At 61.1% G+C, this 17936-nt stretch carries 15 protein-coding genes; 7 read left to right on the top strand and 8 right to left on the bottom strand.

What is annotated here, in order from left to right; translation table 11 throughout:
• The first annotated feature begins 552 nt into the window (after window positions 1–552).
• The 7 genes from H8S62_RS14700 to H8S62_RS14730 all read left to right on the top strand — a co-directional run bounded on the left by H8S62_RS14700 (window position 553) and on the right by H8S62_RS14730 (window position 11816).
• On the top strand, window positions 553–3483 hold the full coding sequence (locus tag H8S62_RS14700; protein ID WP_186920036.1) for an acyl-CoA dehydratase activase: 2931 nt from the start codon (window positions 553–555) through the stop codon (window positions 3481–3483).
• Between the two features lie 100 nt (window positions 3484–3583).
• Complete coding sequence (locus tag H8S62_RS14705; protein WP_155149758.1) at window positions 3584–4354, top strand: GNAT family N-acetyltransferase; 771 nt, start codon at window positions 3584–3586, stop codon at window positions 4352–4354.
• A gap of 44 nt (window positions 4355–4398) precedes the next feature.
• The gene (locus H8S62_RS14710; RefSeq protein ID WP_186920038.1) at window positions 4399–5724 is read left to right on the top strand and encodes a 2-hydroxyacyl-CoA dehydratase; all 1326 of its coding nucleotides are present in this window, start codon (window positions 4399–4401) and stop codon (window positions 5722–5724) included.
• Between the two features lie 411 nt (window positions 5725–6135).
• A complete protein-coding gene (locus H8S62_RS14715; protein WP_155149754.1) occupies window positions 6136–6693 on the top strand; it encodes a GNAT family N-acetyltransferase in 558 nt (185 codons plus the stop codon).
• A 164-nt stretch (window positions 6694–6857) separates the two neighbouring features.
• A complete protein-coding gene (locus H8S62_RS14720) occupies window positions 6858–8246 on the top strand; it encodes an MATE family efflux transporter (protein WP_243141878.1) in 1389 nt (462 codons plus the stop codon).
• A gap of 29 nt (window positions 8247–8275) precedes the next feature.
• Window positions 8276–9199, top strand: coding sequence for a hypothetical protein (locus H8S62_RS14725; protein ID WP_186920041.1), 924 nt, complete (start codon window positions 8276–8278; stop codon window positions 9197–9199).
• Window positions 9200–9434: 235 nt separating this feature from the next.
• Complete coding sequence (locus H8S62_RS14730) at window positions 9435–11816, top strand: phosphoketolase family protein (RefSeq protein WP_243141885.1); 2382 nt, start codon at window positions 9435–9437, stop codon at window positions 11814–11816.
• Window positions 11817–12090: 274 nt separating this feature from the next.
• On the opposite strand, the gene H8S62_RS14735 is transcribed toward H8S62_RS14730, so the two are convergent.
• From H8S62_RS14735 to H8S62_RS14765, 8 genes are all read right to left on the bottom strand, one after another.
• The gene (locus H8S62_RS14735) at window positions 12091–12552 is read right to left on the bottom strand and encodes a hypothetical protein (protein ID WP_186920043.1); all 462 of its coding nucleotides are present in this window, start codon (window positions 12550–12552) and stop codon (window positions 12091–12093) included.
• Between the two features lie 219 nt (window positions 12553–12771).
• Window positions 12772–13203, bottom strand: coding sequence for an RNHCP domain-containing protein (locus H8S62_RS14740; RefSeq protein ID WP_186920045.1), 432 nt, complete (start codon window positions 13201–13203; stop codon window positions 12772–12774).
• 61 nt (window positions 13204–13264) lie between these two features.
• Window positions 13265–13696 carry a MarR family winged helix-turn-helix transcriptional regulator gene (locus H8S62_RS14745; RefSeq protein WP_186920046.1) on the bottom strand — a complete coding sequence of 144 codons (432 nt, stop codon included), beginning with the start codon at window positions 13694–13696 and terminating at the stop codon, window positions 13265–13267.
• A gap of 263 nt (window positions 13697–13959) precedes the next feature.
• Window positions 13960–14436 carry an IS200/IS605 family transposase gene (gene tnpA, locus H8S62_RS14750; RefSeq protein WP_186920048.1) on the bottom strand — a complete coding sequence of 159 codons (477 nt, stop codon included), beginning with the start codon at window positions 14434–14436 and terminating at the stop codon, window positions 13960–13962.
• A 347-nt stretch (window positions 14437–14783) separates the two neighbouring features.
• A complete protein-coding gene (locus H8S62_RS14755) occupies window positions 14784–16037 on the bottom strand; it encodes a hypothetical protein (RefSeq protein ID WP_186920049.1) in 1254 nt (417 codons plus the stop codon).
• 67 nt (window positions 16038–16104) lie between these two features.
• Window positions 16105–16632: a GNAT family N-acetyltransferase gene (locus tag H8S62_RS14760; RefSeq protein ID WP_155149744.1), complete on the bottom strand. Its 528-nt coding sequence runs from the start codon at window positions 16630–16632 to the stop codon at window positions 16105–16107.
• Window positions 16633–16683: 51 nt separating this feature from the next.
• A complete protein-coding gene (locus tag H8S62_RS18405; protein WP_279233761.1) occupies window positions 16684–16806 on the bottom strand; it encodes a hypothetical protein in 123 nt (40 codons plus the stop codon).
• A 120-nt stretch (window positions 16807–16926) separates the two neighbouring features.
• Window positions 16927–17928 carry an NAD(P)H-dependent glycerol-3-phosphate dehydrogenase gene (locus H8S62_RS14765; RefSeq protein ID WP_155149742.1) on the bottom strand — a complete coding sequence of 334 codons (1002 nt, stop codon included), beginning with the start codon at window positions 17926–17928 and terminating at the stop codon, window positions 16927–16929.
• Between the last annotated feature and the right edge of the window lie 8 nt (window positions 17929–17936).

Consider the following 17936-nt stretch of genomic DNA (forward strand, 5'->3'; position numbering starts at 1 on the left):
CAATACCTCCAGGTAAAAAATCTTCCATTTATTGCAAGCATTTGATGTTTTGAAACAACAATTGATGTTACTTCTTTTCTATGGGGAATTTTGTCTGTGGTGTCAGGCATACGTGGCATAATCCTTCTTATCCTTAAACAGCAGAGACAGCCGCCAAGATTATGGGCATTTGGCATAGTACGCCTTACTTGGTATCAAGAATCAAACAGCAGTCGGCGGGTCTACGCAGCATAGGCAGTCAAAACGGGCTCCCGGCCTTCCCGCAAGGCGAAGCATACCACTGAAAAACGGTACGCCGCCCGCCCCTTCCGCCTCTCCGCCCCTTCAAATTTCCAAGTGCGGAATATCCTGCACTCCACTAGGTTATGGTTGCAAAATCCGCGATTTTGTTTTATGATGTAGGCTACGGGAAAAATGGCCCTTCCTGATATGGAGCGCGGGGGGCGTTTTAACGAATAGAGAATCATGAACGGTGAATGACCAGCAGTTCGGCCTCTTTCCCCATTCTACTCATTCACCATTTGCCATTAGCCAATGTTAGGAGTGAAGGCCATGAGCCTGCGCATCGGAATCGACATCGGCTCCACCACCGTCAAGGTGGTGGTGCTGGACGAAGACAATAAACTATTGTTCCGCTCCTATGAGCGGCACTACTCCAAGGCCCGGGAGCGGGCCTGCGAGACGCTGAACTCTATTAAGGAGTTGCTCTCCGGCAAGGACGTAAAGCTGGTGATCACCGGCTCCGCCGGCCTGGGCGTGGCAAAGGCCGGCGGCATCGACTTTGTGCAGGAGGTCTACGCCACCGCCGCCGCCGTCACGCAGTACTACCCGGACACGGACGCGGTAATCGAGCTGGGCGGCGAGGACGCCAAGATCATTTTCTTCGGCGGCGCGCTGGAGGAGCGGATGAACGGCTCCTGCGCCGGCGGCACCGGGGCCTTTATCGACCAGATGGCCACGCTGATGAACGTAAGCGTGAACGAGCTGGACGCCCTATCCCTGAACCACGAGAAGATCTACCCCATTGCCTCCCGATGCGGCGTGTTCGCCAAGAGCGACATCCAGCCCATCCTGAACCAGGGCGGGCGGAAGGAGGACGTGGCCGCCTCCATCTTCCAGGCCGTGGTGGACCAGACCGTGGCCGGCCTGACCCAGGGCCGGGAGCTCAAGGGCAAGATCGTATTCCTGGGCGGCCCCCTCCACTTCCTCATGGGGCTGCGGGCGCGCTTTGTGGAGACCCTCCATTTGGACGGCGAGCACGCCGTCTTCCCCGAGGACGGCGACTGCTTCGCCGGCATTGGCGCGGCCCTCTGCGCCGCCGACTACGCCGACCACCCCTTCGACGATCTGCTGCGCAAGCTGGAGGAGAGCGTGGATGCCGCCAACACCGTGGATACCATGCCCCCCCTCTTCACCGACGAGGCCGACTACGCCGCCTTCCTGACCCGGCACGACGCCAACCACCCGCCCGAGGCGGATATCCATACCTACGCCGGGGACGCCTACCTGGGCATCGACGCCGGATCCACCACCACCAAGGTGGCCCTCATCGCGCCCGACGGCGGCCTTCTCTATACTTATTACCACTCCAACCAGGGGAATCCCGTGGCTATCGTGCTCGAGCAATTGAAGGAGATTTACCGGCTCTGCGGCGGGCGCGTCACCATCCGGGGCAGCGCCGTCACCGGGTACGGCGAGGAACTCATTAAAAACGCCTTCTCCTGCGATCTGGGCCTGGTGGAGACGGTGGCCCACTTCAATGCCGCCGCCCACTTCAACCCCGACGTGGACTTCATCATCGACATCGGCGGCCAGGATATGAAGTGCTTTAAAATCCGCAACGGCGCCGTGGACTCCATCATGCTCAACGAGGCCTGCTCATCGGGCTGCGGCTCCTTTATTGAGACCTTTGCCAAGGCCCTGGGGTACACCATCGCCGACTTTGCTAAAATCGGCCTCTTCGCACCCCATCCGGTGAACCTGGGCTCCCGCTGCACCGTGTTCATGAACTCCAGCGTGAAGCAGGCCCAGAAGGACGGCGCGGGCGTGGAGGACATCAGCGCGGGCCTCTCCATCTCCATCGTGAAAAACGCGGTCTACAAGGTTATCCGGGCTGCCAGCGCCGACGACCTTGGCAGGCACATTGTGGTCCAGGGCGGCACCTTCCATAACGACGCGGTGCTGCGCGCCTTCGAGCAGGAGCTGGGCCGGAACGTCACCCGCCCCACCATCGCAGGGCTGATGGGCGCCTTCGGCGCGGCTCTGGCCGCCAGGGACCTCCATCTGGAGAAGAGTGCGCTGTTAAGCGAAAAGGCTTTACATGGCTTCACCCACAGTGCAAAACCTGTCACCTGCGGCCTGTGCACCAATCACTGCTCCCTCACCGTCAACCAGTTCGACGGCGGGCGGAAGTTTATCTCCGGCAACCGCTGCTCCCGCCCCCTGGGCAAGGAGAAGGTGGAGCTGCCGGACCTGATGAACTACAAATACAAGAAGCTCAGGGCCCTGGAGGGCAGGGGGAGCGGCAGCGGCGTCCGCGGCAGGATGGGCATTCCCTTCGGCCTCAATATGTACGAGAACCTTCCCTTCTGGTTCGAGTTCTTCACGCGCCTCAACTTCGAGGTGGTCCTCTCCCCCGAGTCCACCCGAAAGCTCTACATCAAAGGCCAGCACACCATCCCCTCCGACACCGTGTGCTACCCCGCCAAGCTGCTGCACGGCCACGTGGAGGCCCTGGTGGAGCAGGGTGTGGACGCCATCTGGTACCCCTGCATGTCCTACAACAACGACGAGGGCATCGGCGACAACCACTTTAACTGCCCGGTGGTGGCCTACTACCCCGAGCTGCTGGCCGCCAATATGCCCGTTTTGAAGCAGACCCGCTATCTGGACCCCTACGTGGGCCTGTGGCGGCGCAAGGACTTTGAGAAGCGGATCGCCAGGATGATGGAGGAGGAGTTTTCCATCCCCAAAAAGGAGACCGCGGCGGCCGTGCGGGCGGCCTACGACGCCTACGACGCCTACCTGGCCGACATCCGCGCCACTGGGAAGCAGTACGTCGAGTACGCCAGGGCCAACAATATGCCTATCCTGGTGGTCTGCGGGCGGCCCTACCACATCGATCCGGAGATCAACCACGGCATCAACGACCTCATCACCTCCTTCGGCTTTGTCCTGGTCACAGAGGACGCGCTGAGCCACCTGGAGGGCTATGAGAGCCGGAAGGTTCTCAACCAGTGGACCTTCCAGAGCCGGATGTACAACGCCGCCCGCTACGTCTGCACCCAGAGCGATATGCAGGTGGTCCAGCTGGTGTCCTTCGGCTGCGGCACCGACGCCATCACCACCGACGAGCTGCGCTCCATTTTGGAGGAGGGCGGAAAGCTTTACACTCAGCTCAAAATCGACGATATTAACAACCTGGGCGCGGTCAGAATCCGAATCCGCTCGCTGATGGCCGCCATTGACGCCCGGAAGCGCTGAGCCGTCGGGCAGGGACGCCAACGTCAGAGCGGAGAAAAATGCAGAGAGGGCGTCCCGCGCAAGCCCTCGGCGCTTTTTGCGCCGGTCAGGAGTATCTTCCATGTTACTGAAAGAACAAATCCGGTCCATTGTGAAAAACCAGCTGGCGCTGGATCTGGGCTGTGAGGCAAGTTTGCTTGACGCCCCTGAGAACACGGTGCTGGAGTGGCGGGATCTGCCCGGACGGCGGAGGTACGGCGAGGACGCGCCCTTTCTGGAGCTGGCGGTCTGGAACGGCGTGCTGAAAGCCGCCTGCGCCGCCCCCCTGCTGCCCTGGGCGCGGGAATTTTTGACGCCCCGGCAGGCGGAGTGGCTCTTCAAGTTCAACTCCCTGAAAAAAATAGACGCAGCACTCGCCCCCTTCGGGTACGAGCTCGGCGAGGCCGTGCGTTACTTTCTCCCCGCTCTTCCGGCGGTGCCCGCGGCGCCCCTCCAGCCGGTGCGCTGGTATGAGGGGGCGGAGCTGGAACAGTTCCGGGGCGACTGCCGCTGGGACGGCCCGCTGGCCTTCAACCCCCTGTTCCCCGACATGCTGGCGGTGGCCGCCCTGGATGGGACCGGCGCGCCATGCGCCATGGCGGGGGTCAGCCGTGACGGGGCGCGGCTGTGGCAGATCGGCATCACGGTCCTCCCCCCGTACCGGGGCCGGGGGCTGGCGGCCAATCTGACCGCCCTCATCAGAGACGAACTGCTCTCCCGGGATATCGTCCCCTTCTACGGCACGGCCGAGAGCCACATCATCTCCCAAAATGTCGCCATCAGCGCCGGGTTCCGGCCGGCGTTCGGATATCTGTACGCGCAGAAAATCCCGCCCCAACTCAATCAGGCGTAGGCGTGGCTCATCCCGCCCGTTCCCCACAGAAAGGATCAAGGCTTATGGCAGAATTAGTTTATGACAACACCGGCAGGCTCCTCTTCACCAAGGAGATGAAGGAGGAGTACACCCTCCTGGTGCCCCAGATGCTGCCCATGCATTTCGCCATGCTGGTGCGCATCATGCAGACCGAGGGCTACAAGGTGGAGATGCTCAACACCACCGGCAAGAGCATTTTGGACTACGGCCAGAAATACGTCCACAACGACGCGTGCTTCCCCGCGATTCTGGTCATCGGCCAGCTCATCGACGCGGTGAAAAGCGGCAAATACGACCCGCACAAGGTAGCGCTGGTCATCACCCAGACCGGCGGCGGCTGCAGGGCCTCCAACTACATCCATATGCTGCGCAAGGCCCTGGAGAAGGCGGATCTGGCCTACGTGCCCGTCATCTCCGTAAACCTCTCCGGCCTGGAGCACAACCCCGGCTTTAAGCTGTCCCTGGGCTTCATCCGCAAGGCGGTTTTCGCCGTATTCTACGGCGACATCATCATGAACACGGCCAACCAGGTCCGGCCCTACGAGGTCAATCCCGGCGACACGGACCGGGCCATTGAGACCTGCATGGACTTCCTCCTCTCAGGCATGAACGAAGGCAAGGGCATGACCCACAAGTCCATGATCGCCAATTTCGAGCGCATTATCGAGGTCTTCAAGGCCGTCCCCGTGGCCGGTGAGCAGAAGGTCCGCGTGGGCGTGGTGGGCGAGATTTACGTGAAGTACTCCCCCCTGGGCAACAACAATCTGGAGCACTTCCTCCTCTCCGAGGGGGCCGAGCCGGTGGTGCCGGGTCTGGCCGACTTTGTCATCTTCAAAATCTACAACCGGGACGTGGACGTGGATATCTACGGCGGCAAGTGGATTAAGCAGGCGGTCTGCCGGATATTCGCCGGGTACGTCAAAAAGAAGCAGCGGGCGATGATCGACACCCTCAAGCGGGACGGCCGTTTCCGCGCCCCCGGCGACTTCGACGATCTGCACGGCTACATCAAGGGTTACCTGGGCGACGGCAACAAGATGGGCGAGGGCTGGCTCCTCACCGCCGAGATGCTGGAGCTCATCAACACGGGGGTGCCCAACATCGTCTGCACCCAGCCCTTCGGATGCCTCCCCAACCACATCGTTGGCAAGGGCATGATTCGCAAGCTGAAGGACGACTACCCCTGGAGCAACGTGGTGGCCATCGACTACGACCCCGGCGCCACCAAAATCAACCAGGAAAACCGCATTAAGCTCATGCTGGCCAACGCCCGGGCCCTGGCGAAGACCCACGAGGAGGCGCCCGCCGCCGGGGCGTGCGCGGACGGCAGGGAGCCCCAGACCGTATAGGCATGTTTTGCTGACGCCCACCGGGGGACCCGGCTCTTATCTGCCGGGACAAGTAAATTGCCCGGCATCAGAGTTTCGGCCCCCGCGGGGGCCGAAACGCCTGTGTGCGCCATCCGGCGCGGCGTGTCCCGCCATCCCTTCTCATGGATGTGATAACCTGTATGGAAAACCTGCATTTTGTCGACGCCTGCAAGTCTGAGCACTTTATAGCCATGTCCCTCATCCATGCTCTGGGATGGCGGGATATCCCCGCGGGCTGACGCCCGCCGGGGACCCTGGCTTTTTATCTGCCGGGGCAAGTGAATTGCCCCGGCAGCAGGGTTTCGGCCCCGGCGGAAGGACCGAAACACCTGTGCGCGCCATTCGGCGCGGCGTGTCCCGCCACCCCTTCTCATGGATGTGATTACCTGTATGGAAAACCTGCATTTTGTCGACGCCTGCAAGTCTGAGCACTTTATAGCCATGTCCCTCATCCATGCTCTGGGATGGCGGGACACGTATGCCGGCTATGTGCCCGGCGACTATATGGCCCGGGAGATTACCGACGACCGCTGGGTGAAGTTCTTCCGCGAGGATTATGAGCTGGGCAGATGTCACGGTCTTCTCCTTTACAGAGACGACACCCCCGTCTCCTGCCTCAACTACGGAGCCGCCCGCACCCAGAACTACAACGCCGGGGAGGCAACCGTCTTCCCCAACGACGCCTACGCCGGCTGGGGTGAGATTATCTCCTTCTACACCCACCCGGCGGAGCGGGGCAGGGGCTACGGCGGGCTGCTATTTGAGGAGGCCCTTCGCCGCCTGAAGGCGGACGGACACGACAGTGCGTTTGTCTTCGTCCTGCGGGAGAACGGGAAGGCCCGGCGGTTCTATGCCGCCCACGGCTTCGCCTGGGACGGCACCCACGCCGACATTCCCTTCCCGCCCGACGCGGTATGTGTTGACTTGCGGTACACCAAGGCATTATAATATCTCTGCAACAACTGAATGTCAGGCTGCCGGGATAACGTCCCGTCGCTCCCCCCGGCCGCCAAAAGACGTATCAATGGACAACGGGTTTTCCGGGGCGCATCCTCCAGATGCGCCCCCAAGAAGACCTGTTGTTTTTTTGGACGAATGGAAGGAAGAGAAATTTGGCGGAGAACAACAACAAGATGGGCGCCATGCCCATCCGGCAGCTTATCGTGCACATGTCCTGGCCCATGATGCTGTCCATGCTCATTCAGGCGCTCTACAACATGGTGGACAGCTACTTTGTGGCCCGCATCGATGCGGACGCCTTCGTGGCCCTGGGTCTGGCCTACCCCGCCCAGACCATGATGATCGCCATCTGCGTGGGCACCGGCGTGGGCGTAAACGCCATGCTCTCCCGCCGCCTGGGCGAAAACCGGGCCGGGGAGGCCAACGCGGTGGCGGTGAACGGCTACTTTGTCTACCTGCTGACCTGGGTGGCCTTTCTCATCTTCGGGCTGGTCTTCGGCCGGTCCTTCGTGGGCTTCTTCAATTCCGACCCCAACGTGGTCCGCTACGGCGGCCAGTACCTGACCATCGTCACCACGCTGTCCATCGGCGTGTGCATGCAGTTCGCCGGGGAGCGGGTGCTCCAGGGCATCGGCGACCCCATCGGCCCGATGGTGATTCAGGGCATCGGCGCGGTCATTAACCTGGTGCTGGACCCGGTGCTCATCTTCGGTCTGGGGCCCTTCCCCGCCATGGGGGTCGCCGGCGCGGCCATCGCCACCGTCTTCGGCCAGATCGTGGGCATGGTGGTGGGCTTCGTGCTGGTGGGGCGGAACAGGTCGCTCCCCATCTCCCTCCGGGGATTCCGGCCCAGCGCCGGGACCATCCGGGACATCTACCGCATCGGCGGCCCGGCCATTGTGATGCAGTCCCTCAACACGGTGATGACCATGGGCATGAACAAAATCCTCAGCCTGCCCCGGATCGTGGAGCGCTTCGGAAACGCTCCGGTTTTCGTGCTCACCTCCTATTTCAAGCTCCAGTCCTTCGTCTTCATGCCGGTCTTCGGCCTCAACAACGGCATGACGCCCGTCCTCAGCTACAACTACGGCGCCCGGCAGAAAAAGCGCATTACCGGCGGAATTCACTTTGCTCTGGCGCTGGCCCTTGCTATTATGGGCGTGGGGATGCTCCTCTTCCTCCTGTTCCCCGGCGCGCTGATGGGTATTTTCGGCGCGGAACAGGAGCCAATGGCAATGGCGATGGGAATTCCCGCCCTGCGCATCCTGGCCGCCTCCTTCCTCTTCGCCGGAGTGTCCATCATCCTGGGAGCCGCCTTCCAGGCCCTGGGCGCGCCCATGTTCAGCCTGATCATCTCCCTGCTGCGGCAGCTCGTCATCGTCCTGCCCGTGTGCCTCCTCCTGGCTTTTACCGCCCCGGAGCTGGTGTGGTGGTGCGTCCCCCTGGCCGAGGGTGTTTCCTGCCTCGTGGCGCTGGCGTTCTACCGGAAGATTTACCGGGAGAAGATCTCCGTGCTGGAGTGCGGCGGAACTGAGAATTGACGGGTGAATACCGTCTTTGGAGTGATACCATGAAAAAACGCATTCTCCCCCTGCTGGCGGCCCTGGCGCTGCTGGCGGGCTGCACCGGCAAGACCTCCCCGTCCGGCACGCCGACGCCCACCCCCGCCCCGGCAGTCTCGTCCGCGCCCGCCCCCACTCCCGCAGCGTCCGGCGCGCCCGGAGACCAGGGGCTGGTCTGGGGTGAGAACTTCGGCATGGAGGACATCGACGTGGACTCCCTCCCCACACAGACGGCGGCGGCCCCGGATCTGTGGACCGAGCGGCTCTCCCTGGTGGGCGCCGTGCCGGAGGCGGACATCTCCCTCTATCTGCTGAACCTCGCCCGGCCCGGCGTGCTGCTGCGGCAGGGCGGGGAGTTTTCCTACTTCCCCCTGGAGCGTCAGTTTCAGGACCTGCCCCTGCTGGTGTGGCGGGACTTCGACGGCGACGGCAGCGAGGAGCTGGCCGTGCGCTATCTGATGGCCCTGGACCCCCTGAGCGAAAAATACGGCCTGGACGGCGACGTACTGTGGCCCCGGTTCGAGCTGCATATCTACGGCCGGGACGGCGCTTCCTGGTCCGACGCCTCCTTCGGGGATGCGGCAGATCTGCGCGCCGCGCTTTCCTCCAACCTCTCCTACACCTGGGACGACCACGAGTTCACCCTCTCCGCAGGTCAAGTGGACACCCCCGGCGGCAGGGCCTGGCTCACCTCGGTCTCCGGCTGGCTGCCCGACACGGGCGTGGCAGTGGACGGCCCCCTCATCGTGGGCCGCCAGATCTTCTTCCGCTTTGAGGACGCCGGCGTCAAGGCCGTCATCACTCTGGGCCTTCCCGCCGCCATGGGCGGCGAGGCCACCGACCTGGCCACCCTCACCGCTACCCTGGAGTACCGGGACGGGGTTCTCTCCCTTGGGGTAGATTTTCTGCTTGAGGCCGTGGGCGGCGTGTAGCGCCCCCTCACGGGACCCGCCGCCCTCATCGGTCCCGGAAATGGGCTCTAAGGACACAGTAAAAAGGGGCTGCCCCGTTCGGCAGCCTCTTTTTTCGCTTTTATTCCACCGTAACTCTTGACTTCTACCCTATAATTTAGGATAATAAGGGTGATTTATCGCGTTATAGGAGGCCTTTCCAATGGCTAAAACAGCTAAGACGGAATCTAAGCCGGTCCTTAAATCTGCGGCCCGTATGTCCAAGCGCGGGCCGCTGGACCAGGATCAGCTGCGTAAAATGGACGCCTACTGGCGGGCGGCCAACTACCTCTCCGTGGGCCAGCTCTACCTGCTGGACAACCCCCTGCTCCGGGAGCCCCTGCGGCCCGAGCACCTCAAGCGCCACACCGTGGGCCACTGGGGGACCGTGCCGGGGCAGAACTTTATCTACACCCACCTTAACCGGGTCATCCTGAGGGGCGGCCTCAACATGATCTATGTAACAGGGCCGGGCCACGGGGGCGAGGCGGTGGTCTCCCAGACCTATCTGGAGGGGACCTACAGCGAGATCTATCCCAACGTGGGCCAGGATGAGGAGGGCATGAAGCGCCTCTTCCGGCAGTTCGCCTTCCCCGGCGGCATCCCCAGCCACCTGGGGCCCGAGGCCCCGGGCTCCATCAACGAGGGCGGCGAGCTGGGCTACTCCCTGGCCCACGCCTTCGGCGCGGTGATGGACAACCCGGATCTCATCGCCGCCTGCGTGGTGGGGGACGGCGAGGCCGAGACCGGACCCCTGGCCACCGCCTGGCAGGGCACCAAGTTCCTCAACCCCATGACCGACGGCGCGGTGCTGCCCATCTTCCACCTCAACGGCTACAAGAGCGCCAACCCCTCCGTCTTCGGCCGCATCACCCGGGAGGAGACCGAGATGTTCTTCAAGGGCTGCGGCTGGGAGCCCCGCTTTGTGGAGGGGGAGGAGAGCGCCCAGATGCACCAGACCATGGCCGCCGCCCTGGACTGGGCGGTGCGCGAGATCAGCCGCATCCAGGAGCACGCCAGAGGCCAAAACGACCCCACCCGGCCCCGCTGGCCCATGGTGGTCATCCGCTCCCCCAAGGGCTGGACCTGCCCCAAGGAGGTGGACGGCCTGCCCCTGGAGGGCACCGCCCGGGCCCACCGGGTCCCTCTGACCGCCAACGCCACCGATCCCAGGCACATCAGGGAGCTGGAGGCGTGGATGCGCAGCTACCGGCCCGAGGAGCTCTTTGACGACACGGGCCGCCTCATCCCCGCCCTGCGGGAGCTCGCCCCCGTGGGGAACCGCCGCATGGGCGCCAACCCCCACGCCAACGGCGGCCAGCTCCTCCGGGACCTGCGCAGGCCCGACTTCCGCAGCTATACGGTGGACGTGCCCGCCCCCGGCGCGGTGAGCGGCGAGGACATGACGGAGCTGGCCAAGTATCTGCGGGACGTGGTGAAGCTCAACGCCGAGGCCCGCAACTTCCGGCTGTTCGCTCCGGACGAGGCCATGTCCAACGGCCTGGAGCCCGTCTTTGAAGCCACAGGCCGCCGCTGGAACAACGAGCTGCTGGAGGGGGACACCGACCTGGACCCCGACGGCCGGGTGATGGACGCCATGCTCTCCGAGCACATGTGCCAGGGCTGGCTGGAGGGCTACCTCCTCACCGGGCGGCACGGCGTCTTCGTCAGCTACGAGGCCTTTATCCGCATCATCGACTCCATGTTCTCCCAGCATGCCAAATGGCTCAAGGTCTGCCGCCAGCTCCCCTGGCGACAGGACGTGGCGTCGCTGAACTATGTGCTCTCCTCCAACGCCTGGCAGCAGGACCACAACGGCTTCACCCACCAGGACCCCGGCTTCCTTGACCATGTGGCGAATAAAAAGGCGGATGTGGTGCGCCTCTACCTCCCCCCCGACACCAACTGCCTGCTATCCACCTTCGACCACTGCATCAAGAGCCGCAATTACGTCAACGTGATCATCGCCTCCAAGCACTCCCGGCCCCAGTGGCTCACCATGGAGCAGGCGGTGAAGCACTGCACCCAGGGCATCGGCATCTGGCAGTGGGCCTCCAACGACCAGGGCAGCGAGCCGGACGTGATTATGGCCTGCTGCGGCGACACCCCCACCCTGGAGACCCTGGCGGCGGTGACCATCCTGCGCAAATATCTGCCGGAGCTGCACATCCGGGTCATCAACGTGGTGGATCTGATGAAGCTCCAGCCCCATACGGAGCATCCCCATGGCCTCAGCGACGAGGACTACGACGCCTATTTCACCACCGACAAGCCCATCATCTTTGCCTTCCACGGCTACCCCACCCTGGTCCATGAGCTGACCTACCGCCGCCACAACAAGAAGCTCCACGTGCGCGGCTATAAGGAGGAGGGCACCATCACCACCCCCTTCGACATGCGGGTGCAAAACGACATCGACCGCTACCACCTGGTCATGGACACGGTGAAGCGCCTGCCCCAGCTGGGCAACCGGGGCGCGTTCCTCATCCAGCTCATGCGGGACAAGCTGGTGGAGCACCGCCAGTACATCACCACCTATGGCGAGGATATGCCCGAGATCCGGGACTGGAAATGGAACGACGGAAAGGGCAGCGAATAAATATCATCCGGTATGGAAAAAGCCGCGCTCAACTTGGTTGAGCGCGGCTTCTGCTTGTCGAACCCCCCCTCCGCAGAGAAGGCCTCGCAGAGCTCCGTCGTCCGCAGACGACGCAATCAAGTTAGAATCCGTCATTTCCGGGGACATGCGCCTGAGAAATGACACTTCTCATGACGGATGGGGCGGCTTTTTCCCAAGAAATCGAGCCCTATCCGTCATGAAGCCTTCTGTCAAAGAAGCCCCGAGGGGCTTCTTTGACAAGCTGATCCGGTGCTCAGCCTTGGGGCTCCTGCCCGTCCAGCCCCAGAATCCCGCACATCCCGCCGAAGAGCGGCTTCTCCTCTCCGGCTTCGTCCACGCTCTTGTAGTGGAAGCCGTACGCCGTGAGGAAGGGGCGACATTCATGGATAACCACCTCGCCGCCCTGTCCGTCCGACAGAATCAGCCTTTCCGCATCCTCCGGGGGCCTGTTGTACCAGGTGGGCACAGATATCCACCGGCTCTCCGCCAGCAGGGCGACTATTTGCGGGCCCGCCTCGGACCAGGCCCATTCCGTTCGCGCAAGTACCTCTCCCCCGCGCTCCACCCGAGCCGTGACGGTTCTGCCTGCGAAATGTTCCTCCAGCAAATTCTGCACGTACGCGTCGATGCCGTCTCCCATATACTCGTACCAGAGCCGTTCCAGGTCTTCATAGAGCCGGGCGTAGTCCCCGGTCTCATAGTACCTGTCGTACATTTTGACGTAGGGCTGTCCCTCCCTGTTGTAGGAACGTGTTGATATTAGGTCTGGTAAATTGGTCTTCGTTAAATAACGCAAAAGAATCCCTACCCTTCTTCGGCGCGGGGATTCTTCGGCTTGAATCACATTATGCCAATAATGCGTACTTGAATCGGCTCGATAGACAGGAATTTCTTATCGGCATATCTCAACCTTTGATTTTAGTGGATTATGTGTTTACATTCTTGTGAAACTTCCGTCACCGCCCATAAGAGCGGTCATTTCCTCAATACGATCTAGGGGAAAAGGTGGTTGCGTCAACGGTTTCATCGCAATAGACATTAGTTTCATTGGGTTGTCATCCGCGGCAATGCGATTTGAACTAAATTTACCACATTGACGGCAGCGATGAATAATGGCCCATTCTCCGCTTTTACGAACCCATACACCTACTGGTTCCATGACACCACCACAATCTGCTTGGCGGTCACCGGGTTCATCATCCACATGAAGGCTGGATAGGCAGTTGGGACAATGATTGCGATGGTCGCTGCCTGCGCCATCTGCTACCACCAACCGCCCACATACTTTGCAAGTAAAACTATCCTTACAAGCATGTGTTTTGTAGTAGCCCTTTTCATACTGCTTTCGCTTATTTTCTCTGTTCATAGTGTCTACGCTCCTTCTTGCGCAAGACGAACAGCCCCGGATATTTTTACAGAGCACGGCTTTACGGTGCCAAATCTGTGAGATGTTTTTTTAGCAAATCCCTATATTTCTGCGTTAGACGTAAATACTCGTCCTGCTCCTCTAATGACCATTCGTCAAAAATTTTATTTTCAATTTCAAATAAAGGGCAAACTTTTTCACTCGCAAATGTTTCACCCTTTTCAGTCAGACAGACAATTTTATTTCGCCCTGGGCCTTGTTTCAGGTACACAATATCATCATCCTCTAACTTACGAATTGCTGAGTTTATGGTTTGTCTGCTAATTCCAGATAACTTGTAAATATCACTTTGCAAACACTGCCCGCCATTTCCACACATTACATACAAAATGTTTTGAACACTATCAGAAATTCCCACCATAACAGCCATTTCATGGTACAGTGCATTTATCTCACCGGAAAGATAATTGTACCTGTTTAGTTTAATTTCCATCTGTGCATACAGCGCCCCTCTCCATGTCCGATTTCGGACAAACATATTATATCCGATTTCGGACATAAGTCAAGTTTTATTTAGCACAAGAGAAACAACATGGTAGATTTATATTCCGTGCATGATTCCAAGTCAAAACCCCCGGCTAAGCCGGGGGCTTGAGTAAGCCCTAGAAGGGCATGATACGGACGAAGCCCCTTAAGGGGCCCCGAAAGGTTTGCCGACTGCATTTCTTTCACGGGCTACCCCTTAAGGGGTTTATCTTACGCCTTCTTGTTCTCGCGACCCGTAAACGGGTCAACAAATTCTTTCAGTCCCAGCTGATCTGCCAACTGGTCTGATTCTAATTGGTTTCGGATATATTCGGCGATCTGCTTTTTGTTTCTGCCTACCGTATCCACATAATATCCTCTCGCCCAAAAGTGGCGGTTTCCATACTTGTACTTCAAATTCGCATGCCGGTCGAATATCATTAGACTACTCTTTCCTTTCAGATAGCCCATGATTTGTGTCACACTATATTTGGGTGGGATACTAATCAGCATGTGGATATGATCTGGGCATGCTTTGGCTTCTATGATCTCTACCCCCTTTTGCTGGCACAATTTCCGCAATATCACTCCTATATCCTGTTTAATCTGCCCATATATCTCCATCCGCCGATATTTTGGTGCAAATACTATGTGATATTGACATCTCCAGCTCGTATGTTCTAAACTACTTATGTCTTTATCTTTCACGATGAAGACCTCCCTGTTTTTTTAGTTGTGTGGTCGGCAAACCACTGCTACTTTAACAGGGAGCTTTTTTCTTGTCTCCTTTTTTCCTCGCTTTAAGCTCTTTTTTACCCCCGGCTTAGCCGGGGGTTGCCTTTGATGCTATCAAAGCAAAAGGCAGGCCGAAGCCCGCCTTTCTCATTTTTAGTTGTGCATATTATATACATAAACGACCCGTCAAACATCCGATTTGTCTTGTGCGCCTTTTCCGCCTAAGGTGACCCACAATTTTTATATTATACTATCATACCGACTCATTCTTCTCAAGGCCATCTGGTGGAATTGACAACGTTTTTACCATCAGCACTTATCTACAACAGGGACGGCTGTCCCCGGTACATGGAAAATTCGGCGCCCGCGCCCATGCTGTGCAGTGTGAGCAGAAACGCCGCGCCCTCAGGGGCTTCCCCTTTATCATACAGCTGCATCGCTGCGCGCTCTTTCCCCTCTATCTCCCCGGTATACTCCGCGCCCGCGTCCGTCCAATCGCAGGCGGCGAACAATTCCCGCAGGCGGGAGTGTGCCCCGCTGTCCAAATTTCCCCAGCGCGAGGAGCCGCTGCCCGGGTCCGCGTGATAACACATCGCCGGCCCGTCCTCCGACGCGGCGAAAATTTCGTCCAGCCCGGCCAGAACCGCCTCTTTCGCCGCCTCCGGCGTCATACAAGGCTCAGGCCCAACATCGTCCAGGCCCAGAAGGGCGCACAGCTCCGGGAATAAGCAGCCTTCCCCGCCGCCGCGCGAAAAGCTCCGGCGACAGAATTGGTACCACACATAGCCTGTGCCCTCGTAAAAATTGAACTCCGGCCCGTCTCCGCCGGAAATGACCAGCCCGGCCTCGCCCCGGACGCCGCCGGACTGGGGTCCGCCGGGGAGAAGCATCCAGTCCCGGCTTCCAATCAATGCCTTTATCTGCTCCATCTGAAGGGCGGAGACCTCCACCTCCCGGCCAAGCCTGGTCAGGCGTGCCGTAACCCTGCCGGCCTGTGCCAGCTCGTCCAGTCCCTCCTGGAGCCCGGAGATAATCTCCGGCCCCATATGCCGGTACCACAGCTCCTCCAGCCCGCGGTAAAGGGTCCTGAACTCCGCAGTATGATAGTACCTACTCCCCTCTCCGCTGTCGATACGGACATAGGGGCTGTTATAGCGCATCCATACCGTGTTTTCAAGCCCCCCCATCAGCTGGATCGCTCCGGCGGCCCCCTCCGGGAGCTCCGGCGCTTCGGGCTCCCCTGCGGCCTCCTCCCCTGCGGCGGTCCAGCTGCAGGCGGAGAACAGCGCCTCCAGCTCTGGAAGAAGGGTTTCCCTGTCGCCTCCTTCCCAGGGCGAAGGCCCGCTGCCGGGTTCAAACCAGCAGCGGAACACAATGGTCCCATCCTCCGTATTGTCAAAAAGGCCGGCAAGCGCCGCCAGCAGTTCCCCCTCCGCCTCCTCCGTCCCTGAAGCGCGGGGGACAGGCGAAGCCGAATCCGCGGGGACCGGCTGCGGCTCCCGGGCCGGCGTGCAGACCGCCAGGGACAGAGCGGCGGCCACAGCCAGGGCCAGCGTCAATATCCGCCGTATCATCTCGCCACTCCTTTCGCATTCTGTTCCGGTCCGGGCCGGCGGGCAGCCTCAGCCCTGCACACAGATATCAAAGCGCAATCCAGTACCGCTGAACCAGCGTGCCGTCCTCCTCCGGAATCTCGTTCTCCAGCACGCCGCCGTTTGCCAGGATGGTGCGGCGGGAGCCCTCGTTCTCCAAGCCGCAGGTCAGCAGCACCCGCTCCAGACCCAGCTCGTTCCGGCAGCGGTCCAGGGCCAGGCGGAGCATTTCGGCGGCGTATCCCCTGCGGCGCAGATCCGGGTGGACGCTGTAGCCGATGTGCCCGCCAAAGCGCATCAGAAAGTCGTTGAGGGTGTGGCGGATGTCGATGAACCCCACCAGGACGCCGTCCGGCGCCCGGACTGCCATCAGGGTGTCCGAGACCACAAGGCCGGGACGGACGGTCTGAGGGTTTTGATTGCCCCGGACCTGCCGCAGCCAGACGGAATAGCTCTCGGCCGCGCTGAGGGCGCTGCCGCCGTGGACCGTCTCGCCCCGGTCGAGAAAGGCCTGCCGGTAGGCCCAAACACGGTCCTCGTCCGCCTCCGTCGGGCGGCGCAGTATCATTTTTTCCATCTCCATCCCCCCATTTGATTTGAAGCAGCATATCACGGCGGCACCCAATTGTCAAACCCCGGCCGCCGGCGCAGGCCCGGACGGGGATGGCCCGCCGCCCTCCGGCGCCTGGCGGCTGCAGGCGCTCAGAAGCAGGAGCAGGGCGAGCAGCATGGAAAGCACGGTTCGTCTCATGGTGCATCCCCCTTTGCCCCATCATAGCAGATATATTCCCAAAAAACGTTACAGGCGGTTACAATGACATGAAGAGAGGCCGGTACGCCGCTCATACGCGGCGTACCGGCCTCTCGGTTATTAAACCCAGCTCTCCTCAATTTCGTGCTTCTTGGCACGGGTCATCAACTCAGTGATCACCGCCCTGGGGTCCTTGCCGCAGTAGAGCACCTGGTAGGCGGCCTCGGTGATGGGCATCTCCACGCCGGTCTTCTCAGCCAGCGCCTTGGCCGTGGCGGCGGCGTAGTAGCCCTCCACCACCGCGCCGATCTCCTTCACGGCCTCGTCCACGCCGGCGCCCTTGCCGATCAGGATGCCGCAGCGGCGGTTGCGCGAGTGCATGGACGTGCAGGTGACGATCAGGTCGCCCACGCCGGCAAGGCCCGCGAAGGTCTCCTTCCGTCCGCCCAGCGCCTCGCCCAGGCGGGCGATCTCGGTGAGGCCCCGGGTCATCAGGGCCGCCTTGGTGTTGTCGCCGAAGCCCATGCCGTCGCAGACGCCGGCGGACAGTGCAATGACGTTTTTAAGGGCGGCGGCCAGTTCCACGCCCACCACGTCGTCGGAGGCGTAGACCCGGAAGCGCTCATTCATGAAGAGGTCCTGCACCAGCTCGGCGGCGTGCTGGTCCCTGGAGGCCGAGACCACGGTGGTGGGCACACGGCGGCCCACCTCCTCCGCGTGGGAGGGGCCGGAGAGGGCCACAATGGGGAAGCCCGCCCCCACCTCGGAGGCTATCACCTCGGTAAGGGTCAGGGAGGTGTCCTTTTCAATGCCCTTGGAGACCGAGACCAGCACCGTGCCGGGGTCCAGCAGGGCGGAGAGCTTGCGGGCGGTCTCCCGGACGGCAAAGGACGGTGTGGCAAGCACAACCGCCTCACAGCCCTTGACACAGCTCATATCATTCGTGAAATGCATCTCCCGGGGCAGGGCCACCCCCCCCAGCATGGGATTCTCCCCCGTCTCCCGCAGGACCTGGGACTCCCTCTCGCTGTAGGACCAGAGGGTCACGTCATGACCGTTTTCCAGCAGGACCATCGCCAGGGCCGTGCCCCAGCCGCCGGAGCCTAAAACAGAGATTTTCATGTTGGATT

Origin of the sequence: Lawsonibacter faecis, from assembly GCF_014287675.1 — a bacterium.
Classification (GTDB): domain Bacteria; phylum Bacillota; class Clostridia; order Oscillospirales; family Oscillospiraceae; genus Pseudoflavonifractor; species Pseudoflavonifractor faecis.

Excerpts from the sequence above, each read along its gene's own strand:
- H8S62_RS14700 (WP_186920036.1), top strand. The coding sequence starts at position 553 with ATGAGCCTGCGCATCGGAATCGACATCGGCTCCACCACCGTCAAGGTG.
- H8S62_RS14705 (WP_155149758.1), top strand. The coding sequence starts at position 3,584 with ATGTTACTGAAAGAACAAATCCGGTCCATTGTGAAAAACCAGCTGGCG.
- H8S62_RS14710 (WP_186920038.1), top strand. The coding sequence starts at position 4,399 with ATGGCAGAATTAGTTTATGACAACACCGGCAGGCTCCTCTTCACCAAG.
- H8S62_RS14715 (WP_155149754.1), top strand. The coding sequence starts at position 6,136 with ATGGAAAACCTGCATTTTGTCGACGCCTGCAAGTCTGAGCACTTTATA.
- H8S62_RS14725 (WP_186920041.1), top strand. The coding sequence starts at position 8,276 with ATGAAAAAACGCATTCTCCCCCTGCTGGCGGCCCTGGCGCTGCTGGCG.
- H8S62_RS14730 (WP_243141885.1), top strand. The coding sequence starts at position 9,435 with ATGTCCAAGCGCGGGCCGCTGGACCAGGATCAGCTGCGTAAAATGGAC.
- H8S62_RS14735 (WP_186920043.1), bottom strand. The coding sequence starts at position 12,552 with ATGTACGACAGGTACTATGAGACCGGGGACTACGCCCGGCTCTATGAA.
- H8S62_RS14740 (WP_186920045.1), bottom strand. The coding sequence starts at position 13,203 with ATGAACAGAGAAAATAAGCGAAAGCAGTATGAAAAGGGCTACTACAAA.
- H8S62_RS14745 (WP_186920046.1), bottom strand. The coding sequence starts at position 13,696 with ATGGAAATTAAACTAAACAGGTACAATTATCTTTCCGGTGAGATAAAT.
- H8S62_RS14755 (WP_186920049.1), bottom strand. The coding sequence starts at position 16,037 with ATGATACGGCGGATATTGACGCTGGCCCTGGCTGTGGCCGCCGCTCTG.
- H8S62_RS14760 (WP_155149744.1), bottom strand. The coding sequence starts at position 16,632 with ATGGAAAAAATGATACTGCGCCGCCCGACGGAGGCGGACGAGGACCGT.
- H8S62_RS18405 (WP_279233761.1), bottom strand. The coding sequence starts at position 16,806 with ATGAGACGAACCGTGCTTTCCATGCTGCTCGCCCTGCTCCTGCTTCTG.
- H8S62_RS14765 (WP_155149742.1), bottom strand. The coding sequence starts at position 17,928 with ATGAAAATCTCTGTTTTAGGCTCCGGCGGCTGGGGCACGGCCCTGGCG.